Raw genomic sequence first — 18,711 nt, 5'->3', positions numbered from 1 at the left:
GAAGGGTGGTGCGTGAGCGCTACGAGGCCGAAGTGCGCGGGGCGGTCGGGACGTTCGGGGCAGTGGAGGCGGTAGGGGTGCTGGAGGCGGCCGGGGCGCTGGGGGAGCTCGGACCGGCCGAAGCCCCCGTCCCGGCCGTCGCCGACAGCCGGATCAGCCGGGATTCGCAGTGGTCCAGCCAGCGGGCCTCCGCCTCGGTCTGGAAGATCAGCTGCTCCAGGACGAGCAGCCAGGCCACGTCGTCCCGCTCCCGGGCCCCGCCGCCCTCGACGGCGAGCAGGGCCTGGGCCTTGAGCCGGGTGTAGTCCTGCATCGCCTTCACGGTGTGACGGCGCTGGGACTGGATGACGTTCCGGATGTCGACGCCGGGCGCGCCCACGGCCATGGCGAGCTTGATGGCCAGTTCGTCGCGGGCGGGGCTGGTGCGGTCCACCGGCTTCTCGAACCAGGTCCTGAGCTCGACGCGGCCGCTGTCGGTGATCGTGTAGAGCGTGTGCCCGGCCGCGTCCTCGCCGCCCTGGGCGACCATGCCGTCGCGCTCAAGACGGTTGAGGGTCGTGTAGACCTGGCCGACGTTGAGCGGCCAGGTGGAGCCGGTGCGGGACTCGAACTCCGTACGGAGCTGGGAGCCGTAGCGAGGGCCGCGTTCGAGAAGGGCGAGGAGCCCGTGGCGGATCGACATACTCAGTATGTATACCGGGTATGCCGTGGCGGACAACCGTCCTGAGGGGGACCGGGGAGGTCCGACTCAAGGGGGACCCGGTGGGTCAGCGGCGGCGCATCCGGAGCCCGAGGAAGCCGATGCCGAGCCCCATCAGGGCCAGCCCCACGCCCAGGGTGAGGACGGGAATCCGCTGGTCGCCGAGGGCGGACGAGGCCTCGGCCGAGAGGCCGGGCGCGGCGGCGGGCAGGCTGGCGGGCGCGGCCTCGGGAGGCAGCGGGTCCCCCTCGCGTACCGATTCGTCAGCCTCTTCGGAGGCCTGGTGCTCGCGCGGGGTTGTAGCGGTTTCGGTACGAGAGGGGCCGGGCGACGGCGTCCTGGTGGTGGCCGGTGCGGTGGTCGACGGGGTGGCGGACTCGGGGCGTCCGGGGTGGGGCCGTCCCTCACCGGCGGGCCGCCCCGCGAGGGAGGCGGAGGCGCTGGGGGTGGGGGCGTCGGAGGGCTCGACGCTCGGCGCGGCGGTGGAGGACGGCGCCCCGGTGCCGGTGGGCGCGGGCGCCGGGGAGACGGGCGCGGTGCCGCCGGTGCCGCTCGGAGGCGCCGACGGCGAGACCGGTGAAGAGCCCGACGGGGAGGGGGAGTCCGGCGGCTCGGTCGGCGAGGGCGGGGTTGAGGACGGGGTCGCCGCCGGCGTCGGGACGGCCGGCGCCGGCCCGCGCCGGAAGGACGAGGCGCCGGGGGCCTCCGCCGTCCCGCGCCGGAAGGACGAGGCGCCGGGGGCCTCCCCTGTCCCGCGCTGGTGGAACGAGGTGCCGGGGGCTTCCGCCGCGTACGTGAAGGGCGTGGAGTACAGGGCGCAGGCGCCGGTGAACACGCAGGTGAGCGCGGTGCGGAGAGCCCGCGCGCGTGCCGTGCGGAGTGCTGGAGTCACCGGGTGACCCCCTCCCGTACCCGAGCCGCCGAGATGGTCGACTCAGCGTAAACACGCCGGGACATTTCCGGCATCCGGGACGGGTGCAGGGGGTGTACGGAAAGGGAACGAAGAAGGAATCGTGACTACTGCGGCGGGTTGCCCGTCGAGATCTTGAGCGTGAACTCGGCGTCGTCGTCCGTGATGTCCTCGCCGGCCGGCGGGAACTGCTCCAGGACCGTGCCCTCGCCGTACGTGGACTCGTCCACCGGGGTCTGGGTCATGATCTTCCACCCCGCCGCCTGGACGCACGCCTTCACCGACTGGATGTTCTTGTACTTGAAGTCGGGGACCTCGAACTTTGCGGGGTCGTCCTGCGACTCCGAGGGCTGCGTGCACTTCTTCATGTCGATGGTCTTGGTCAGGTCGGGGCCCTTGTGGCCGGGCGCCGCCGTCTGGCTCTGCTCGGTGCCGCCCGTGCCGCCCGCCTGCGGATCCGTTTCGTCCGGCAGATTGAGCACGGTGACCAGGCCGCCGATCGCGAGCAGCGCGACGAGGATCGCGCCGACGAGGACCGGGGCGTTCCGGCGGGAGCCGGAGCCGGAGCCGCCGGTCGTGACCGGCGCGGGCGTCGGCATGGGCATGGGCGCCGGCGTCGGGGCGTACGGCGAGGGGGCAGGGGTCTGGTAGACCGGCGCGGGCGTCGGGGCCTGCTGCGGGTAGCCGTACGCCGGGGCGGGCGCGGGGGTCGCGGGGCCGTACGGGCCGGGCTGCGGCGTCGGCGGCAGGTACGGCTGCTGCACGCCGTGCGTGGCCGGCGGCGGGGTCTGGCCGACGGGCGGGAAGACGGCCGAGCCGACGCCCGCGCCGCTGCTGACCGGACCGCCCTGGACGATCACGGGCGCACCGGTCTGGCCGGCCGCGAGGACCCGCAGGCACTCGTCGCGCATCGCCGCCGCGCTCGGGAACCGCTCGTTCGGGTTCTTCCGCAGCGCGCGCGCCACGAGCGCGTCCATCGCCGGCGTCACCGAGCGGTTGACGGAGGACGGTGCGACCGGCTCCTCCTGCACGTGCGCGTAGGCGATGGCGAGCGGCGAGTCGGCGTCGAAGGGGAGACGGCCCGTCAGCAGCTGGAAGAGCATGATGCCGACCGAATAAAGGTCGGAGCGGGCGTCCACCGCGCGGCCGAGGGCCTGCTCGGGGGAGAGGTACTGGGGGGTGCCGACGACCATGCCGGTCTGCGTCATCGAGGTGACGCCGGACTGCATGGCCCGCGCGATGCCGAAGTCCATGACCTTGACGACGCCGCGCTTGGTCGTCATCACGTTGCCCGGCTTGATGTCGCGGTGGACCAGGCCCATCTCGTGGCTGACCTCGAGGGCGGCGAGCACGTCGGCCGTGACCTTCAGCGCCTTGTCCGCCGGCATCGCGCCGTACTGCTGGACGTCCGAGGCGAGGACCGAGCCGAGCGGCTGCCCCTCCACGTACTCCATGACGATGTACGGCATGACGGCGCCGTCGAGGGTGTCCTCGCCGGTGTCGAAGACCGAGACGATGTTGGTGTGCGACAGCTTCGCGACGGCCTGCGCCTCGCGCCGGAACCGCTCGCGGAAGGACTGCTCCCGGCCGAGCTCCGTGTGCAGCGTCTTGATGGCGACCTGCCGGTCGAGGGCGCTGTCGTACGCCAGGTACACCGACGCCATGCCGCCTTCGCCGAGAAGGTCACGCAGCTGGTACCGGCCGCCCGCGACCGAACCGCCCGCATAGCGGCCCTGTGCGCCGTCCTGGCTCATCTGTGCTTCCCCCTACGCGCGCGTGGCGGCGTTGATCCGGAATTTCCTGGCGCAAGTCTGCCGCAGGGCAGTGACACGTCAAGCCGCGCCCCGGTTCGGTACCCGTTCCGTGACCCTCCGCACAGGAAGCGTTTCCGCACGGGCGGGGGAAACCCGTCGAATTTGCACAGGTGTACGTCGAGGGGGTTGGATGGCCGGTCCATCTCGGACCGTGGTGTCGTACGGAGCCTGTAGCGTGACGACTGGACACGGCACGACAGACGACGGCGAGGACTGATGGCACCCGAATCCGGAGCAGGTAACGGTGTGCCGGACGCGTCGGCGGAATCGTGGGGCGAGGGCGGCGTCGTCGGCGACGGCCGGTACCGCCTGACGCACCGCCTGGGCCGCGGTGGCATGGCGGAGGTCTTCGCCGCCGAGGACGTACGGCTCGGCCGCACGGTGGCCGTCAAGCTGCTGCGCGCCGATCTCGCCGAGGACCCGGTCTCCAAGGCCCGCTTCACGCGCGAGGCGCAGTCCGTCGCCGGGCTCAACCACCACGCCATCGTCGCCGTGTACGACTCCGGCGAGGACCTCGTGGGCGGCCGGCCCGTGCCGTACATCGTGATGGAGCTGGTCGAGGGCCGCACCATCCGCGACCTGCTGCTCAGCGCCGAGGCGCCCGGTCCCGAGCAGGCACTCATCATCGTCTCCGGGGTCCTGGAGGCGCTGGCCTACTCGCACCAGCACGGCATCGTGCACCGTGACATCAAGCCGGCGAACGTGATCATCACGAACACCGGTGCGGTGAAGGTCATGGACTTCGGCATCGCGCGCGCCCTGCACGGCGCGCAGTCGACGATGACCCAGACCGGCATGGTCATGGGCACCCCGCAGTACCTCTCCCCCGAGCAGGCCCTCGGCAAGGCGGTCGACCACCGCTCCGACCTGTACGCGACGGGCTGCCTGCTCTACGAGCTCCTCGCGCTGCGTCCCCCGTTCACCGGCGAGACCCCGCTGTCCGTCGTGTACCAGCACGTCCAGGACGCGCCGGTCCCGCCGTCCGACGTGACGGGATCCGTGCCGCCGGAGCTCGACGGCCTGGTGATGCGCTCCCTCGCGAAGGACCCGGACGACCGGTTCCAGAGCGCCGAGGAGATGCGCGGACTCATCCAGTACGCCCTGTCGATGCTCCAGCAGCAGGGCGCCTACACCGGCACGTGGAACACCGGGCCGGTCGAGATGTACGAGGGCGGGCACACCCCGGTCGGCGGCATGGCCGCGACGACCGCGATGGGCCACCCGATGCACGGCGAGACCGCGCAGGGCCCGATCCTTCCCCCGATGAACCCGAACGACGGCGGGTACAACGGATACGACGGCGGCACGGGCGGCACCGGCGGCTACGGCCAGGACGGGTACGGCTCCGGGAACGGCGGCAACGGCGGCCGGGGCAAGATCTGGCTGTTCGCCGCGCTCGCGGTGATCGCGGTCATCGCGGGTGTCGTGTACGCGATCGACAAGGCGGGTGACTCGGATGGCAACGTGAAGACGCCGACGAGCATCAGTAACTCGCCGTCGACGGCCTCCGAGGAGCCCACCGCCACCGAGGAGCCCACCGAGGAGCCCACCGAGGACACGGGTACGACGACCGGCGGCGAGACGCAGCAGCCGTGGAACCCGCCGACGACGCAGGAGCCGACCGAGTCCACGGGCGAGCCGACGACCGCGCCGTCGACGCAGCCGACGACCGCGCCGCCGACCCAGTCCACGGGCACGCCGACGGAGCCGACGAGCGAGCCGACGACCGAGCCCCCGACGGAGCCGACCGACCAGCCGACCGACGACTCCTCCGGCGGCAACGGCAACCCGGACACCCCGCCGACGGGCGGCGCGGGCGCCACGACCGGCTGACGAGGCCCTTCGGGGAGCCTCAGCCGGCGAAGGCGTCGCGGACCGCCGCGTACTCGCGCGTCCACCACACCGCCAGGGCCGACACCGCGGGGAACTGCGGGTCGGCCCTCCGGTCGTGCAGCTGGTAGCGCCAGCGCAGGGTCCAGAAGTCGTTCAGCCGCTCCCACCACACCCGGTGCGCCGCCGCCGCCAGCTCGGCGCCGTCCGCGCCCGTCGCCCGCCGGTACGCGCGCGCGTACGCCCGTACCTTCTCCAGGGCCAGCTCCCCCTCCGGCCGTACGAAGAAGATCGCGGCGGCCCTGACCGCCTCCTCGGCCCTGGGGCGGACCCCGAGCCGGTCCCAGTCGACGATCGCGGCCGGCTCCGCGCCCCGGTAGAGCAGGTTCAGCGGGTGGAAGTCGCCGTGCACCCAGCCGGCGGCCGAGGCGGGCGGCGGGCGGTGGTGGGCGTGCTGGGCGAGGAGCCTGCGGCGCTCCCTGAGGCGGTGCTCGGCGAGCGCGTCGAAGTCGTCGCGGGGACGGTGCGCGCGGGCGAGGCGCAGCAGCTCGTCGATGGCCCGGAAGGTGTCCTCGGGGCGGGCGCTCTCGTGGTCGCCGCCGGGCGGCGGGGACTCCATGACCTGCTCCAGGCAGGTGTGGACGCGGCCGAGGAGGGTGCCGAGGCGGCGGGAACAGCCGGTGGAGAGCTGGGCGCCGTCGCGGTGGCGGCCGTCGACCCAGGGGTGCAGGGCGTAGCAGTGTCCGCCGACGAGTGCGACCGTGCGGCCCCGGCTGTCGGGGAGCGGCGGTGCGACCGGCAGGCCGAGCGCGTGCAGGCGCTGGGTGGCCCGGTGCTGGCGGGTGATGGTGGCCCGGTCGGAGGTGGGGGCGTCCAGGTGCTGCTTGAGGAAGTACGCGCCGCGGGTGGTGGAGAGCCGGTACCCGCGGTTGAGTAAGCCCTCGGTCACGGGGACGCAGGAGAGGGGTTCGCCGACGTCCGTGTAGCGGCGCAGGAGGGGGCGGATCGGCGGAGCGTGGAGTACAGATGAGCGCGGCACTCCGCAGATGTTAGATCACGCTGCGTGGTGCAGGGGTCGCTCTTCGGAGTTCCCGCTGTAGTCGAGCTCGTGGACCGTCACGAACTGCGGCTCGATCCGCATGAACACCGGCGTGAAGGGCTCCCCGTCCACCCGTACGGGCTCGGGGCCGAAGGCCGCCAGCTGCTCCGCCGTCGGCTCGACGATCTCCGCCGTGCCCGTGAACTGCACGGACCAGATCCGCTCGGCGCCGGATTCGGAGTTGTCCGCGCCGTACGCGACGACGCTGCCGTTGCAGGCGCGGTGGTAGCCGAGGCCCCGGTGCATCCGGAGCAGGACGCGGCCGTCGGCCACGATGTGGCGGGCGGGGGCGACGAACGGCATGGCCCGCATGCTCGTCGCCACCCGGCCGTACGACACGCGGTTGAGCAACTCGATGGCGCGGATCTCGTCGCGGATCTCGTCGGAGGACATGGTCTCCACTCTCCGCCACCGGCGCCGTGCCGGAAAGGGGCCCCTGCCCCGGTTCGACGGGGACGTAGGTCCCGAAAACCGGCCGGAGGGCCCCGCCCGGGCCCGTACGGGTGAGGTACGGGAACCGGGGAGCGTCCAGGGCCTCAGTGCCGCTCGGCCTGCAGTCGTGCCACGTACGCCGCCGCCTGTGAGCGGCGCTCCATGCCCAGCTTCGACAGCAGGCTGGAGACGTAGTTCTTGATCGTCTTCTCCGCGAGGTGGAGCCGCTCGCCGATGACCCGGTTGGTCAGGCCCTCGCCGATCAGGTCCAGGATCCTGCGCTCCTGCTCGGTCAGGCTGGCGAGCCTTTCGTCGCCCTTCGGTGTGTTGCCGTCACGCAGCCGCTCCAGGACCCGGGCGGTGGCCACCGGGTCGAGCAGCGACCGGCCGGCCGCCACGTCCCGTACGGCGTTGAGCAGCTCGTTGCCCCGGATGGCCTTGAGGACATAGCCCGAGGCCCCGGCCATGATCGCGTCGAAGAGCGCCTCGTCGTCCGCGAACGAGGTCAGCATCAGGCATTTGATCGACTCGTCCTGGGAGCGCACCTCGCGGCACACCTCGACCCCGCTGCCGTCGGGCAGCCGGACGTCGAGCACCGCGACGTCGGGGCGGGTCGCGGGGATCCTGACCAGCGCGTCCGCCGCCGTCCCGGCCTCGCCGACCACCTCGATGTCGTCCTCCACGGAGAGCAGCTCGTGGACGCCGCGCCGGACGACTTCATGGTCGTCCAGCAGAAATACCCGGATTTTTCCTTCTTCGCGCACGCGGTCAGTCTCACATATTGGGTCTTCCGGCGCCCGGGGTGCGCGGGATAACGTGCCGGGTGTTCCGACGGCGTCGTCGGGCCGCTGTCCATGCTCTGACCAGGGATGAGTCCCCCCTTTTCTCGATTTACTTGGAAATCCAAGCAAAATCGCAGGTCAAGTGGGGTTTCGCGGGAATGCCGCGTAATGGGTAACGTGCCTATGACGGCGCACGCCGGGGCACCTTTCACGCCCGACTCCGGCCGCGTCGCACCCACCCCGTGCGAAGGTACGGACAAGGCGGAGCCGCACTGGCCTCACCGGCGAACCCGGGGGCCGGACCGACGGAGGAGCACGCACGTGACCGTGGAGAGCACTGCCGCGCGCAAGACGACGCGACGCAGCAGCGGCACCAAGCGCACCGCAAGCGCGAGCACGAGCACCACCAAGAAGGCGACGGCCACCACGGCCACGGAGCCCGAGCTCGTTCAGCTGCTGACGCCCGAAGGGGAGCGCGTTCAGCACCCCGAGTACGACATCGACCTGAGCGCCGAGGAGCTGCGCGGTCTCTACCGCGACATGGTCCTCAGCCGCCGCTTCGACGCCGAGGCCACCGCCCTCCAGCGCCAGGGCGAGCTGGGCCTGTGGGCCTCGCTGCTCGGCCAGGAGGCCGCCCAGATCGGCTCCGGCCGGGCCCTGCGCGACGACGACTACGTCTTCCCGACCTACCGTGAGCACGCCGTCGCCTGGTGCCGCGGGGTCGACCCGACGAATCTGCTGGGAATGTTCCGCGGTGTGAACAACGGCGGCTGGGACCCCAACACCAACAATTTCCACCTGTACACGATCGTCCTCGGCTCGCAGACCCTGCACGCCACCGGCTACGCCATGGGCATCGCCAAGGACGGCGCCGACTCCGCCGTGATCGCGTACTTCGGTGACGGCGCCTCCAGCCAGGGCGATGTGAACGAGTCGTTCGTCTTCTCCGCGGTCTACAACGCGCCCGTCGTGTTCTTCTGCCAGAACAACCAGTGGGCCATTTCCGAGCCCATCGAGAAGCAGACGCGCGTCCCGCTCTACCAGCGCGCCCGCGGCTTCGGATTCCCCGGCGTCCGCGTCGACGGCAACGACGTCCTCGCGTGCCTGGCCGTGACCCGGTCGGCGCTGGAGCGCGCCCGGCGCGGCGAGGGCCCGACGCTCATCGAGGCGTACACCTACCGCATGGCCGCCCACACCACCTCCGACGACCCGACCCGCTACCGCCGGGACGCGGAGCGCGAGGAGTGGGAGGCCAAGGACCCGATCCAGCGTCTCAAGACGTACCTGGAGAACGAGGGCTACGCCGACGCCGCCTTCTTCGAGGAGCTGGAGACGGAGAGCGAGGCGCTCGGCAAGCACGTCCGCGAGGTTGTCCGCGCCATGCCCGTCCCGGACCACATGGCGATGTTCGACAACGTGTACGCGGACGGGCACGCGCTCGTCGACGAGGAGCGCGCGCAGTTCGCCGCCTACCAGGCGTCCTTCGAGGGCGGAGAGGCCGAGTAACCATGGCTGTTCAGAAGCTTCCCCTCGCGAAGGCGCTCAACGAGTCGCTGCGCAAGGCCCTGGAGACCGACCCCAAGGTCCTGATCATGGGCCTGGACGTCGGCAAGCTCGGCGGCGTCTTCCGGATCACCGACGGCCTGCAGAAGGACTTCGGCGAGGAGCGGGTCATCGACACCCCGCTCGCCGAGTCCGGCATCGTCGGCACCGCGATCGGTCTCGCCCTGCGCGGCTACCGCCCGGTCGTGGAGATCCAGTTCGACGGCTTCGTCTTCCCGGCGTACGACCAGATCGTGTCCCAGCTGGCGAAGATGCGGGCCCGGTCGCTCGGCACGGTGAAGATGCCGATCGTCATCCGCATCCCGTACGGCGGTGGCATCGGCGCCGTCGAGCACCACTCCGAGTCCCCCGAGTCGCTCTTCGCGCACGTCGCGGGCCTCAAGGTGGTCACCCCGGCGAACTCCAACGACGCCTACTGGATGCTCCAGCAGGCGATCCAGAGCGACGACCCGGTCATCTTCTTCGAGCCCAAGCGCCGCTACTGGGACAAGGGCGAGGTCGACACCGAGGCCATCCCCGGCGAGCTGCACAAGGCCCGGGTCGCCCGCGAGGGCACGGACCTCACCCTCGTCGCCTACGGCCCGATGGTGAAGACCTGCCTGGAGGCGGCCGCGGCCGCCGCCGAGGAGGGCAAGTCGATCGAGGTCGTGGACCTGCGCTCGATCTCCCCGCTCGACTTCGACACCATCCAGGCCTCGGTCGAGAAGACCCGCCGCCTGGTCGTCGTCCACGAGGCGCCGGTGTTCTTCGGCTCCGGCGCGGAGATCGCCGCCCGGATCACCGAGCGCTGCTTCTACCACCTGGAGGCCCCCGTCCTGCGGGTCGGCGGCTACCACGCGCCGTACCCGCCGGCGCGCCTGGAGGAGGAGTACCTGCCGGGCCTGGACCGCGTGCTCGACGCCGTCGACCGCTCGCTGGCGTACTGAGGAGAGCACGACCATGACGATCCGCGAATTCAAGATGCCCGACGTGGGCGAGGGCCTCACCGAGGCCGAGATCCTCAAGTGGTACGTCCAGCCCGGTGACACCGTCACCGACGGGCAGGTCGTGATCGAGGTCGAGACGGCCAAGGCCGCCGTCGAGCTCCCGATCCCCTTCGACGGGACGGTCCACGAGCTTCTCTTCCCCGAGGGCACCACGGTCGACGTCGGCCAGGTCATCATCTCGGTGAACGTCGGCGGCGGCGCCGCGCCCGAGACGCCGGCCGTGGCCGCCGCCCCGGCGCCGGTCGCCGAGCCGGCCGCCGAGGCCGAGCCGGAGGGCCGCCAGCCGGTTCTCGTCGGCTACGGCGTGGCCGCGTCCTCCACCAAGCGGCGCGCCCGCAAGACGGCGGCGGTCGAGCCCGTCTCCGTACCGGCCGCCCCGGTGGTCCCGGAGCAGCTGAACGGCCACGGTCCCGCGACCGACCGCCCGCTGGCCAAGCCGCCGGTGCGCAAGCTGGCCAAGGACCTCGGCGTCGACCTGGCGACGGTCACCCCGACCGGCCCGGACGGGATCATCACCCGCGAGGACGTCCACGCGGCGGCCGCTCCGGCCGCGGCTCCGGCGGTCCAGGCCCCGGCGCCCGTGGCTGCCACGGCCCCGGTGGCGGCGCCCGCTCCGGCGGCGGCCCAGGCCCCGGCCGTGGCGTCGGACGCCCGCGAGACCCGCGTGCCCATCAAGGGCGTGCGGAAGGCCACGGCGGCGGCGATGGTCGGTTCGGCCTTCACCGCCCCGCACGTCACCGAGTTCGTGACCTTCGACATCACGCGCACGATGAAGCTGGTCGAGGAGCTCAAGTCCGACAAGGACATGGCGGGCCTGCGGGTCAACCCGCTCCTCCTCATCGCCAAGGCCGTCCTGGTCGCGGTCAAGCGCAACCCGGAGATCAACGCGGCCTGGGACGAGGCGGCGCAGGAGATCGTCCTCAAGCACTACGTGAACCTGGGCATCGCCGCGGCCACCCCGCGCGGTCTGATCGTGCCGAACATCAAGGACGCGCACGCCCAGACGCTGCCCGAGCTCTCGAAGTCCCTGAGCGAGCTCGTCGCCACCGCCCGCGAGGGCAAGACGACCCCGGCGGCGATGCAGGGCGGCACCTTCACCATCACCAACGTCGGCGTCTTCGGCGTCGACACCGGTACGCCGATCCTCAACCCCGGCGAGTCCGCGATCCTCGCGGTCGGCGCGATCAAGCTCCAGCCGTGGGTCCACAAGGGCAAGGTGAAGCCGCGCCAGGTCACCACGCTGGCCCTCTCCTTCGACCACCGCCTGGTCGACGGCGAGCTCGGCTCCAAGTTCCTCGCGGACGTCGCCGCGATCCTGGAGAACCCGAAGCGCCTCATCACCTGGGCGTGACGCCCGAGTTCGCCTGTTTCACGTGAAATACGCGGAACACCCGGCCGGGGTGACATCACCCCGGCCGGGTGCTCTCCTTTCTCTGTCTCAGGAATCTTGGGGGGATCGTGACAGAGTTATTGGGGCCGCTGGAGCTCGTCGGAGACCGATGGGTGATCGGTGATCCGAAGCGTCAGGGAGGCACCTGCCTGGTCCTGACGGCCGAAGGCCTGGAGCATCACGCGAACGGAACGGCCGAGCCGCTCGAGGTCGTGTCCTGGGCCAGGGTCATGGAGCTGCGCATCCGCGCGACCTACCGGGCATGGATGGCCACGCGGGCCGCCGGCCCGCTCGGCTGGGGCTCTGCGTTGAGCCCGGTCGAGACAGGCCGCGACGGCTGCTCCGTACACGCCCTCGTGCGCCATCCGTACGACGACTGGTTCGCGCGCTACAGCCACCACGAGCGCGCCTACACCGGGGCGCACATCTATCTGGTGGACCATCTCATATCCGCGGTCTCCGAGGCCAAGCTGCTGCACCGGCTGGGCGATCCGGCATGGCTCGGCGCGGTCGTCGCGCAGGTCGCGCCCCTGCCGTACCGGCTGTCGTCGGTGCGCGCGATACGCGAGATCGTCGAAGCCGCACGGGTCTGAGGCGGCAGCCCCTTCCACATCCTGGACGGGGCTGCCCTTGCACCTCTCTTGTATCTATTCTGTGCGCATGCCATCAGCCCCAGCCGGTCCCGCCCCGCTGCCCACCAAGCAGCCCCCCGCCGCCGACCGTGTCTACATGCACGTCAAGCAGGCCGTACTCGACCGGCGTTACGAGGGAGGCACCCTCCTCACGGAAGGCGAACTAGCCCAGGCCGTCGGGGTGTCCAGGACGCCTGTCCGCGAGGCGCTGCTCAAGCTGGAGATGGAAGGGCTCCTCAAGCTCTACCCGAAGAAGGGCGCCCTCGTCCTCGCCGTCTCCGCGCAGGAGATCGCCGACGTCGTCGAGACCCGGCTGCTCGTCGAGGAGTTCGCCGTCCGCCGTGCCGTGCCCGCGCCCCCCGCGCTCGTCGCCCGCCTCGAAGAGCTCCTGGAGGAGCAGAAGCGGCGCGCCGAGGCCGGGGACCTCGCCGAGGTCGCCGTCACCGACCGCTGCTTCCACGCCGAGATCGTCCGGCACGCCGGCAACCAGATCCTCTCCCGCCTCTACGACCAGCTCCGCGACCGCCAGCTGCGCATGGGCGTCGCCGTGATGCAGTCCCAGCCCGACCGCGTCGCCAAGAACATCGCCGAGCACGCCGAGATCCTCGACCGCATCAAGGCCGGCGACGTCGAAGGCGCCGCGCACTGCGTCCGCCAGCACCTCAGCTGGGTCAAGGTCCTCGTCCGGGGTGAGGCCCGATGAGCCCCGTCAGCCTGCCCGACGATCCGCCCGGCGGCCGCCGCGCCGCCCTCGTCTGGGGCGTCGGCGTCGCCGTCTACTTCGTCGCCGTCATCTTCCGTACGTCCCTGGGCGTCGCCGGACTCGACGCCGCCGACCGCTTCGACGTCAACGCCTCGGCGCTCTCCACCTTCTCCATCCTCCAGCTGCTCGTCTACGCGGGCATGCAGATACCCGTCGGCCTCATGGTCGACCGCCTCGGCACCAAGAAGGTCCTCGCCCTCGGCGTCGTCCTCTTCACCACCGGCCAGCTGGGCTTCGCGCTCTCCCCCTCGTACGGCACCGCGCTCGCCTCCCGCGCCCTCCTCGGCTGCGGCGACGCCATGACCTTCATCAGTGTCCTCCGGCTCGGCAGCCGCTGGTTCCCCGCCCGCCGGGGCCCGCTCATCGGCCAGGTCGCCGCCCTCTTCGGCATGGCCGGCAACCTCGTCTCCACCGTCTTCATCGCCCGCGCCCTGCACGGCCTCGGCTGGACGACCACCTTCGTCGGCAGCTCCCTCGCCGGCGTCGTCGTCCTCGTCCTGCTCCTGCTCTTCCTCAAGGACCACCCCGAGGGGTACGAGCCGGAGCCCGCCCGCCACGCGGGCGCCGCCTTCGTCCGCCGCCAGATCGCCGAGTCCTGGCGCGAGCCCGGTACCAGGCTCGGCATGTGGGTGCACTTCACCACCCAGTTCCCCGCCATGGTGTTCCTGCTGCTCTGGGGCCTGCCGTTCCTCGTCGAGGCGCAGGGCCTCTCCCGGTCCACCGCCGGGACGCTGCTCACCCTGGTCGTCCTGTCGAACATGGTCATCGGCCTCGCGTACGGGCAGATCATCGCCCGCCACCACGAGGCCCGCGCCCCGCTCGCCCTCGGCACGGTCGCGGCCACCGCCCTGCTGTGGGGGACGACCCTCGCGTACCCCGGCGACCACGCGCCGATGTGGCTGCTCGTCACCCTCTGCCTGGTCCTCGGCGCCTGCGGACCGGCCTCGATGATCGGCTTCGACTTCGCCCGCCCGGCCAACCCGCCCGAGCGTCAGGGCACCGCCTCCGGCATCGTCAACATGGGCGGTTTCGTCGCCTCGATGACGACGTTGCTCGCCGTCGGCGTGCTGCTCGACGCGACCGGCGACGACTACCGGATCGCGTTCTCGTCGGTCTTCGTCCTGGAGGCCCTCGGCGTCGTCCAGATACTGCGCCTCAAGGCCCGCACCCACCGCAGGGAACGGGAACGGCTCGTCGCCAGCCGCGTCGAGGCCGTGCACGTACCGGTGTAGAGAGCGCCGGGATCCGTCGGGACGTCACCGTGCCCGGTGTAGAGAGCGCCGGGATCCGTCGGGACGTCACCGTGCCCCGTATGGGAAGCGCCGCGATCTACCGGGGCGTCACCGCGAAGTTGTCCAGGATCGCCGCCGCCAGCTCCGCGTCGCCCTCGGTCTTGACCCGGTCGGCCACCTCGGCCGGCCGGACCCGGCCGCAGGCCAGGCGCACGAACGTCTCCCAGTCCGTCGTCAGCGTCACCGCGGGGCCGAGGGACGGCGCGCCGTCGATCGAACCGCGGCCCTCCGCGTCCACCCGTATCGTCCGCAGGAACTCCACCGGACCGGTCACGTCGAGCACCACCGCCGAGGACGCGGGCGCCCCGGCGTCCTTCGCGACCACGTCCGGCAGCGCCTCCAGGAGCACGTCCCGGGCCACGAGAGCACCCGCCGAGTCCAGGTTCCCGGGCACTCCCAGCGCCGCCCGCAGGTCCTGCTCGTGCACCCACACATCGAAGGCGCGATCCCGGTAGCCCATTTCGAGGGTCTGCTCGGCGCTGAGGGGAGCGCGGATCAGATGCTCGGGGGAGCGGTTCTCGTTGCGGAGCTGACGGGCCCGCCGGATCAGGATGTACTCCAGCTCCGAGGTCATCTCCGGGGAGGTGTGGTGCCGCCGCACATCGACCTGTACCTCCATGTAGCGGGCGAAGTCACTGCGCACGTGGTACAGGTCGCGGGGCAGGGAGTGGATCGGCCGCGGGTCGCCGAGCATCTCCGTCTCCATGCCGATCACATGGGAGACGATGTCCCGCACCGACCACCCGACGCACGGCGTCGGCCGGTTCCATTCGCCTTCCACGAGGGGCTGTACCAGCTCGGCTATCGCCTCGATGGAGTGGGTCCAGGCGTCGGCGTAGTTCTGGAGGCTGGGATGGACGGTCACGGGACCCCTCGGCGGTTCTTCGGTGCGCGGGCTGAAAACACGACTGGATGGGAGGCTCGGACGCTAAGTTACGCTGCCCGAAGGCACCCCGGCAGTGCTTTCGTGTGACGATCGTAGGCCGGTGTTGACGGCTCGAATGCCAGGACGGTGGTAGTGTGCGCGCCTCGCTGATCCAGATCGCGGTAGACCCGGACGAACCGGTCGACGCCCGTCGCGCCCGAGCGGCGCAGCTCGTACGGGAGGAATCCGGCCACGCCGACCTCGTCGTCCTCCCGGAACTGTGGACCGTCGGCGCCTTCGCGTCCGACCTCTTCGCCTCCGAGTCCGAACCGCTGAACGGCCCCACCCACCGCGCCATGGCCGCGGCCGCCCGCGACGCCGGGGTCTGGCTGCACGCCGGCTCCTTCGTCGAGGCGGAGGGCGGCGCCCTCTACAACACCTCGCTCGTCCTCTCCCCCGACGGCGAACTCGTCGCCTCGTACCGGAAGATCCACCGCTTCGGCTTCGACAAGGGCGAGGCCGTCCTCATGGCTGCCGGCGAGGACCTCGTCACCGTCGACCTGCCGCACCTCACCGTCGGCGTCGGCACCTGCTACGACCTGCGCTTCCCCGAACTCTTCCGCGGCCTCGTCGACGCGGGCGCCCAGGCCTTCGTCGTCCCGGCCGGCTGGCCCGCCCGCCGCCGCGCCCACTGGACCCTCCTCGCGCGTGCCCGGGCCGTCGAGAACCAGGCGTACGTGCTCGCCTGCGGCACCGCCGGCACCCACGCGGGCGTGGAGCAGGCCGGGCACTCCATCGTCGTCGACCCCTGGGGAGAGACCCTCGCGGAGGCCGGCCCGGACGAGGAGATCCTGCGGGTCGTCCTCGACCCGGAGAAGGTCCGCACGACCCGGGAGGAGTTCCCGGCGCTCAAGGACCGGGTCCTGGGGATCGCGACGCCGAGGCGGGCCTGATGGCCCACCAGGACGAAGACGGCCCGATGGCTTCGCCGGGCGAAGAGGGCCCGGTGGCTTCGCCGGACGAGGAATGCCCGGTGGCTTCGCCGGGCGAGGACGGTCTGATACCGCGCCCGCACCCGCACCCGGGCCAGGAGGCCACCGCCGCCTTCGCCGAGCTCTTCGGGCCGCCACCGGAGGGACCCGCGGCACCCGTCGACTGGGACGCGGTCGAGGAGTGGCTCGGCCTGTGCCTGCCCGCCGACTACAAGGCCGTGGCCACCGCCTACGGCCCGCTCGACATCGGCGAACGGCTCTGGCTGCACACCCCCTTCACGAGCGACGCGCGCCTCTTCGACTACGGCCGCTTCGTCGAGGACGGCCGCCGGGACGCCCCCGGCGTCCTCCCCTTCGGCGAGACCCGCATGTCCGACACCCTCTACTGGGACACCAGCGCCTCCGACGACCCGGACGAGTGGCCGGTCGTCGTCCACGTGCGGGACCTCGCGAACGCCGGGAAGGACCCCTGGGTCCGCCCCGGCACCACCCTCCTGCCGACCCTCGCCGGCTTCGTCGGCGACGGCCTGCGCCCGAGCCTCGCCCGCAGCGGCCTCGCCGGCGGCGAACTGTCCCCCTGGACCCCGCCGGCCCGGCGCCCCGAACCGACCCCCGAGCAGCGCGCCGCACTCGCCGGAGGCACCGGCCTCGCCACCCTCACCGCCCTGATCCCGCCGCCCGCCGCCCCGCACCTCGGCGAGCGGAGCTGGGAGTGGCTGTACGAGCGCCTCGGCACCCGCCTCCCCACCGAGTACGTCCGCCTGATGGAGACGTACGGCGGCGGCGAGTGGTGCCAGTGGCTCCGCTTCCGCACCCCGCTGGGCACCGAGCGGTACGACCTCGCGGGCACGGAGGAGTGGTACGGCGCCGCCTACCGCGGCCTGCGCGCCGACTACCCCGAGTACCACCCTCTGGCCGTCTGGCCCGAACCCGGCGGCTTCCTGCCCTTCGCCGACTCCATCGACGGCGACGAGCTCTGCTGGCTCACCGAGGGCGACACCCCCGACGACTGGCCCCTGATCGTCATCCCCCGCCATGCCGACCAGGGCCCGCCGCTCACCGGCACCCTCACCGAGACCCTCCTCGCCTGGCTGCGTGGCGAACTCCGCACGGAAGGCCTCCCCCGCCTCGTACGCCCCCACGAGGACCCGCTGAACGTCATCGACTTCACGCCCTACGGCCCGAAGGACGACTAGTTCAGGCCGTTGTCAGCTCCGTCGCGTCCGGCAGCAGCGCGGTCAGCTCCTGCCAGACGCGCTTCGCGGCGACCCGGCGCAGCCGGAACGGGCTGCCCGCCTGGGCGCCGCCCTCCGCGAGGGGCTCGGCGGGGAGCTCCCGCAGCCAGTAGCCGAGCGGGCCGCAGTCCCAGACGGCGACGGCGCGCGCGACCACGCCCTGCGCGCCGTCCTGCCGGCCCTGCCAGGCCGCCGTCATGCGCCACTGGGAGCGCAGCTCCACCACCAGCTCCGCGAGCCGGGAGGCGACCCCGTCGCCGCCCGCCGCGCGCAGCGCCTCCGCGACCAGCGCCCGCTCGTCCGCGCCCGGCGTCGAGGAGGCCTTCTCCAGGGCGGCCAGCCCCGCCTCCAGGACGCCCACCGTGGTCTCGACGACCTCCTCGGCCGCGTCCCCGTCCGACTGGCGCAGGGCCACCAGGTCGGCGAGCGTCCACACCACGGTCCGAGGCTCCACGAGGCGGTACTCGGCCTCCTCCTGGCCCGGCCAGGTCTCGTGGCAGACGACGTGGTCGTCGCCGATGAGCAGCCCGTGGTGGAGGACGCCCTGCCGGCCGCCTGCCTCCAGGGAGACGATCACGGACGGCTGCACGACCGTCCGCATCAGCGGCAGCAGGAGCGCGGACAGCTCCCCGGCCTCGTTGGCGAGTCCGGCGTCCCGCAGCCGCGCCGCCGCCGGCTCCATGGCCGCCGGGACCGGCTGTCCGGTCGCCAGCTGGGCAAGGACGAAGACGTCGTCGTCGCTCAGTCGGAAGCGGGATCGGGTCACGTCGAAGGAAGGCATCTCACGCTCATTCATCAGGTGGTCAGTACTGGGACTCGGTCCAGAAATGGGTGACGCGGGAGAGGCCCGCCTTCACCGCGCCGAGCTGCGTCAGGGTCGAGCGGTCCACGCCCGCGAAGATCAGCGCGAGGGACAGGTCCCCGCCCTCGGCACGCCCTTCGACCTGCACGGAGAGCCGGCGGTTCTTGCCGCGCCCGGTCTCGCGGACGGTGATCGTGACGCCGGGGTCCTCGTCGTCGGCGGCGCGGGTCAGGACGTAGCCGTGCTTGTCGAGGGCCGCGAGCCGGTAGTGGTCGCCCGCGTACCGCATGGCCAGGGCGCGCTGCTCCAGAGTGGCGCCGAAACGGTTCCGCTCCACGTACACGACGCGGTCGCCGACCCGGAGGGTGGACCGGTTCAGGCCGGGCAGCTTCATCCCCTCGACGTGCATCCCGCGCGCCTCGAAGGAAGCCGTCGGCAGCCGCCCGCCGCGTACCTCCGAGACGAGCGACTCCGGAGAGGTACGGGGGAGGGGGCAGGTCAGCGTGATCTCGCCGAACTCCGGCGAGACCCCCTTCCAGCCGGCCCGGTAGTCGTGCCGGTTCCCCTCCTTCCACGCCTGGAGGTCGAAGGGGGTCACCTGGATGTGCATCTCTTTCTGACTCC

18 protein-coding genes are annotated in these 18,711 nt (G+C 72.1%); 9 read left to right on the top strand and 9 right to left on the bottom strand.

What is annotated here, in order from left to right:
• Positions 1–19 precede the first annotated feature (19 nt).
• The 3 genes from ACFYX3_RS15915 to ACFYX3_RS15905 form a co-directional block, all read right to left on the bottom strand.
• Entirely contained in the window at positions 20–682 is a 663-nt protein-coding gene (locus ACFYX3_RS15915; protein ID WP_389013336.1) for a PadR family transcriptional regulator, read from the bottom strand.
• A gap of 85 nt (positions 683–767) precedes the next feature.
• A complete protein-coding gene (locus ACFYX3_RS15910; protein ID WP_389013333.1) occupies positions 768–1,592 on the bottom strand; it encodes a hypothetical protein in 825 nt (274 codons plus the stop codon).
• Positions 1,593–1,717: 125 nt separating this feature from the next.
• Positions 1,718–3,364: a protein kinase gene (locus tag ACFYX3_RS15905; RefSeq protein ID WP_389013330.1), complete on the bottom strand. Its 1,647-nt coding sequence runs from the start codon at positions 3,362–3,364 to the stop codon at positions 1,718–1,720.
• Between the two features lie 276 nt (positions 3,365–3,640).
• On the opposite strand from ACFYX3_RS15905, the gene ACFYX3_RS15900 reads away from it, so the two are divergent.
• Entirely contained in the window at positions 3,641–5,257 is a 1,617-nt protein-coding gene (locus ACFYX3_RS15900; RefSeq protein WP_389013325.1) for a protein kinase, read from the top strand.
• 19 nt (positions 5,258–5,276) lie between these two features.
• Here the strand turns inward: ACFYX3_RS15900 and ACFYX3_RS15895 are convergent, their stop codons facing one another.
• From ACFYX3_RS15895 to ACFYX3_RS15885, 3 genes are all read right to left on the bottom strand, one after another.
• Entirely contained in the window at positions 5,277–6,293 is a 1,017-nt protein-coding gene (locus ACFYX3_RS15895; protein ID WP_376583432.1) for a phosphotransferase, read from the bottom strand.
• A 15-nt stretch (positions 6,294–6,308) separates the two neighbouring features.
• Positions 6,309–6,746, bottom strand: a complete 438-nt coding sequence (locus ACFYX3_RS15890; protein WP_389013321.1) for a pyridoxamine 5'-phosphate oxidase family protein — start codon at positions 6,744–6,746, stop codon at positions 6,309–6,311.
• Between the two features lie 143 nt (positions 6,747–6,889).
• Positions 6,890–7,549 carry a response regulator gene (locus ACFYX3_RS15885; RefSeq protein WP_376583430.1) on the bottom strand — a complete coding sequence of 220 codons (660 nt, stop codon included), beginning with the start codon at positions 7,547–7,549 and terminating at the stop codon, positions 6,890–6,892.
• Between the two features lie 339 nt (positions 7,550–7,888).
• Here ACFYX3_RS15885 and pdhA point away from each other — a divergent pair, with 339 nt between their 5' ends.
• The 6 genes from pdhA to ACFYX3_RS15855 all read left to right on the top strand — a co-directional run bounded on the left by pdhA (position 7,889) and on the right by ACFYX3_RS15855 (position 14,133).
• The gene (gene pdhA, locus ACFYX3_RS15880) at positions 7,889–9,073 is read left to right on the top strand and encodes a pyruvate dehydrogenase (acetyl-transferring) E1 component subunit alpha (protein WP_389013318.1); all 1,185 of its coding nucleotides are present in this window, start codon (positions 7,889–7,891) and stop codon (positions 9,071–9,073) included.
• Positions 9,074–9,075: 2 nt separating this feature from the next.
• Positions 9,076–10,056, top strand: a complete 981-nt coding sequence (locus ACFYX3_RS15875; RefSeq protein ID WP_389013315.1) for an alpha-ketoacid dehydrogenase subunit beta — start codon at positions 9,076–9,078, stop codon at positions 10,054–10,056.
• A 13-nt stretch (positions 10,057–10,069) separates the two neighbouring features.
• A complete protein-coding gene (locus ACFYX3_RS15870; RefSeq protein ID WP_389013312.1) occupies positions 10,070–11,467 on the top strand; it encodes a dihydrolipoamide acetyltransferase family protein in 1,398 nt (465 codons plus the stop codon).
• 107 nt (positions 11,468–11,574) lie between these two features.
• Complete coding sequence (locus ACFYX3_RS15865; protein WP_389013309.1) at positions 11,575–12,099, top strand: hypothetical protein; 525 nt, start codon at positions 11,575–11,577, stop codon at positions 12,097–12,099.
• Positions 12,100–12,166: 67 nt separating this feature from the next.
• Positions 12,167–12,841: a GntR family transcriptional regulator gene (locus tag ACFYX3_RS15860; RefSeq protein WP_116160051.1), complete on the top strand. Its 675-nt coding sequence runs from the start codon at positions 12,167–12,169 to the stop codon at positions 12,839–12,841.
• Positions 12,838–14,133, top strand: coding sequence for a nitrate/nitrite transporter (locus ACFYX3_RS15855; RefSeq protein ID WP_389013305.1), 1,296 nt, complete (start codon positions 12,838–12,840; stop codon positions 14,131–14,133). The genes ACFYX3_RS15860 and ACFYX3_RS15855 overlap by 4 nt, the downstream gene beginning before the upstream one ends.
• 97 nt (positions 14,134–14,230) lie before the next feature.
• Here the strand turns inward: ACFYX3_RS15855 and ACFYX3_RS15850 are convergent, their stop codons facing one another.
• Positions 14,231–15,058, bottom strand: a complete 828-nt coding sequence (locus tag ACFYX3_RS15850; protein WP_385658766.1) for a maleylpyruvate isomerase family mycothiol-dependent enzyme — start codon at positions 15,056–15,058, stop codon at positions 14,231–14,233.
• Between the two features lie 155 nt (positions 15,059–15,213).
• Between ACFYX3_RS15850 and ACFYX3_RS15845 the strand changes: the two genes are divergently transcribed.
• Positions 15,214–16,011, top strand: a complete 798-nt coding sequence (locus ACFYX3_RS15845) for a carbon-nitrogen family hydrolase (RefSeq protein ID WP_382656248.1) — start codon at positions 15,214–15,216, stop codon at positions 16,009–16,011.
• A gap of 80 nt (positions 16,012–16,091) precedes the next feature.
• Positions 16,092–17,246, top strand: coding sequence for an SMI1/KNR4 family protein (locus ACFYX3_RS15840; protein WP_389013300.1), 1,155 nt, complete (start codon positions 16,092–16,094; stop codon positions 17,244–17,246).
• Between the two features lies 1 nt (position 17,247).
• Here the strand turns inward: ACFYX3_RS15840 and ACFYX3_RS15835 are convergent, their stop codons facing one another.
• Positions 17,248–18,066, bottom strand: coding sequence for a histidine kinase (locus tag ACFYX3_RS15835; protein WP_376583413.1), 819 nt, complete (start codon positions 18,064–18,066; stop codon positions 17,248–17,250).
• Positions 18,067–18,088: 22 nt separating this feature from the next.
• Positions 18,089–18,697, bottom strand: coding sequence for a hypothetical protein (locus ACFYX3_RS15830; RefSeq protein WP_389013296.1), 609 nt, complete (start codon positions 18,695–18,697; stop codon positions 18,089–18,091).
• Positions 18,698–18,711 lie beyond the last annotated feature (14 nt).

The organism is Streptomyces sp. NPDC002463 (assembly GCF_042889835.1).
In the GTDB taxonomy this organism is placed as follows: Bacteria; Actinomycetota; Actinomycetes; order Streptomycetales; family Streptomycetaceae; genus Streptomyces; species Streptomyces nymphaeiformis.
Note: the sequence above shows the minus strand (reverse complement) of the source record. Positions and strands in the feature narration are given on the sequence as shown.

Excerpts from the sequence above, each read along its gene's own strand:
- ACFYX3_RS15915 (WP_389013336.1), bottom strand. The coding sequence starts at position 682 with ATGTCGATCCGCCACGGGCTCCTCGCCCTTCTCGAACGCGGCCCTCGC.
- ACFYX3_RS15905 (WP_389013330.1), bottom strand. The coding sequence starts at position 3,364 with ATGAGCCAGGACGGCGCACAGGGCCGCTATGCGGGCGGTTCGGTCGCG.
- ACFYX3_RS15900 (WP_389013325.1), top strand. The coding sequence starts at position 3,641 with ATGGCACCCGAATCCGGAGCAGGTAACGGTGTGCCGGACGCGTCGGCG.
- ACFYX3_RS15890 (WP_389013321.1), bottom strand. The coding sequence starts at position 6,746 with ATGTCCTCCGACGAGATCCGCGACGAGATCCGCGCCATCGAGTTGCTC.
- ACFYX3_RS15875 (WP_389013315.1), top strand. The coding sequence starts at position 9,076 with ATGGCTGTTCAGAAGCTTCCCCTCGCGAAGGCGCTCAACGAGTCGCTG.
- ACFYX3_RS15870 (WP_389013312.1), top strand. The coding sequence starts at position 10,070 with ATGACGATCCGCGAATTCAAGATGCCCGACGTGGGCGAGGGCCTCACC.
- ACFYX3_RS15860 (WP_116160051.1), top strand. The coding sequence starts at position 12,167 with ATGCCATCAGCCCCAGCCGGTCCCGCCCCGCTGCCCACCAAGCAGCCC.
- ACFYX3_RS15855 (WP_389013305.1), top strand. The coding sequence starts at position 12,838 with ATGAGCCCCGTCAGCCTGCCCGACGATCCGCCCGGCGGCCGCCGCGCC.
- ACFYX3_RS15835 (WP_376583413.1), bottom strand. The coding sequence starts at position 18,066 with ATGCCTTCCTTCGACGTGACCCGATCCCGCTTCCGACTGAGCGACGAC.
- ACFYX3_RS15830 (WP_389013296.1), bottom strand. The coding sequence starts at position 18,697 with ATGCACATCCAGGTGACCCCCTTCGACCTCCAGGCGTGGAAGGAGGGG.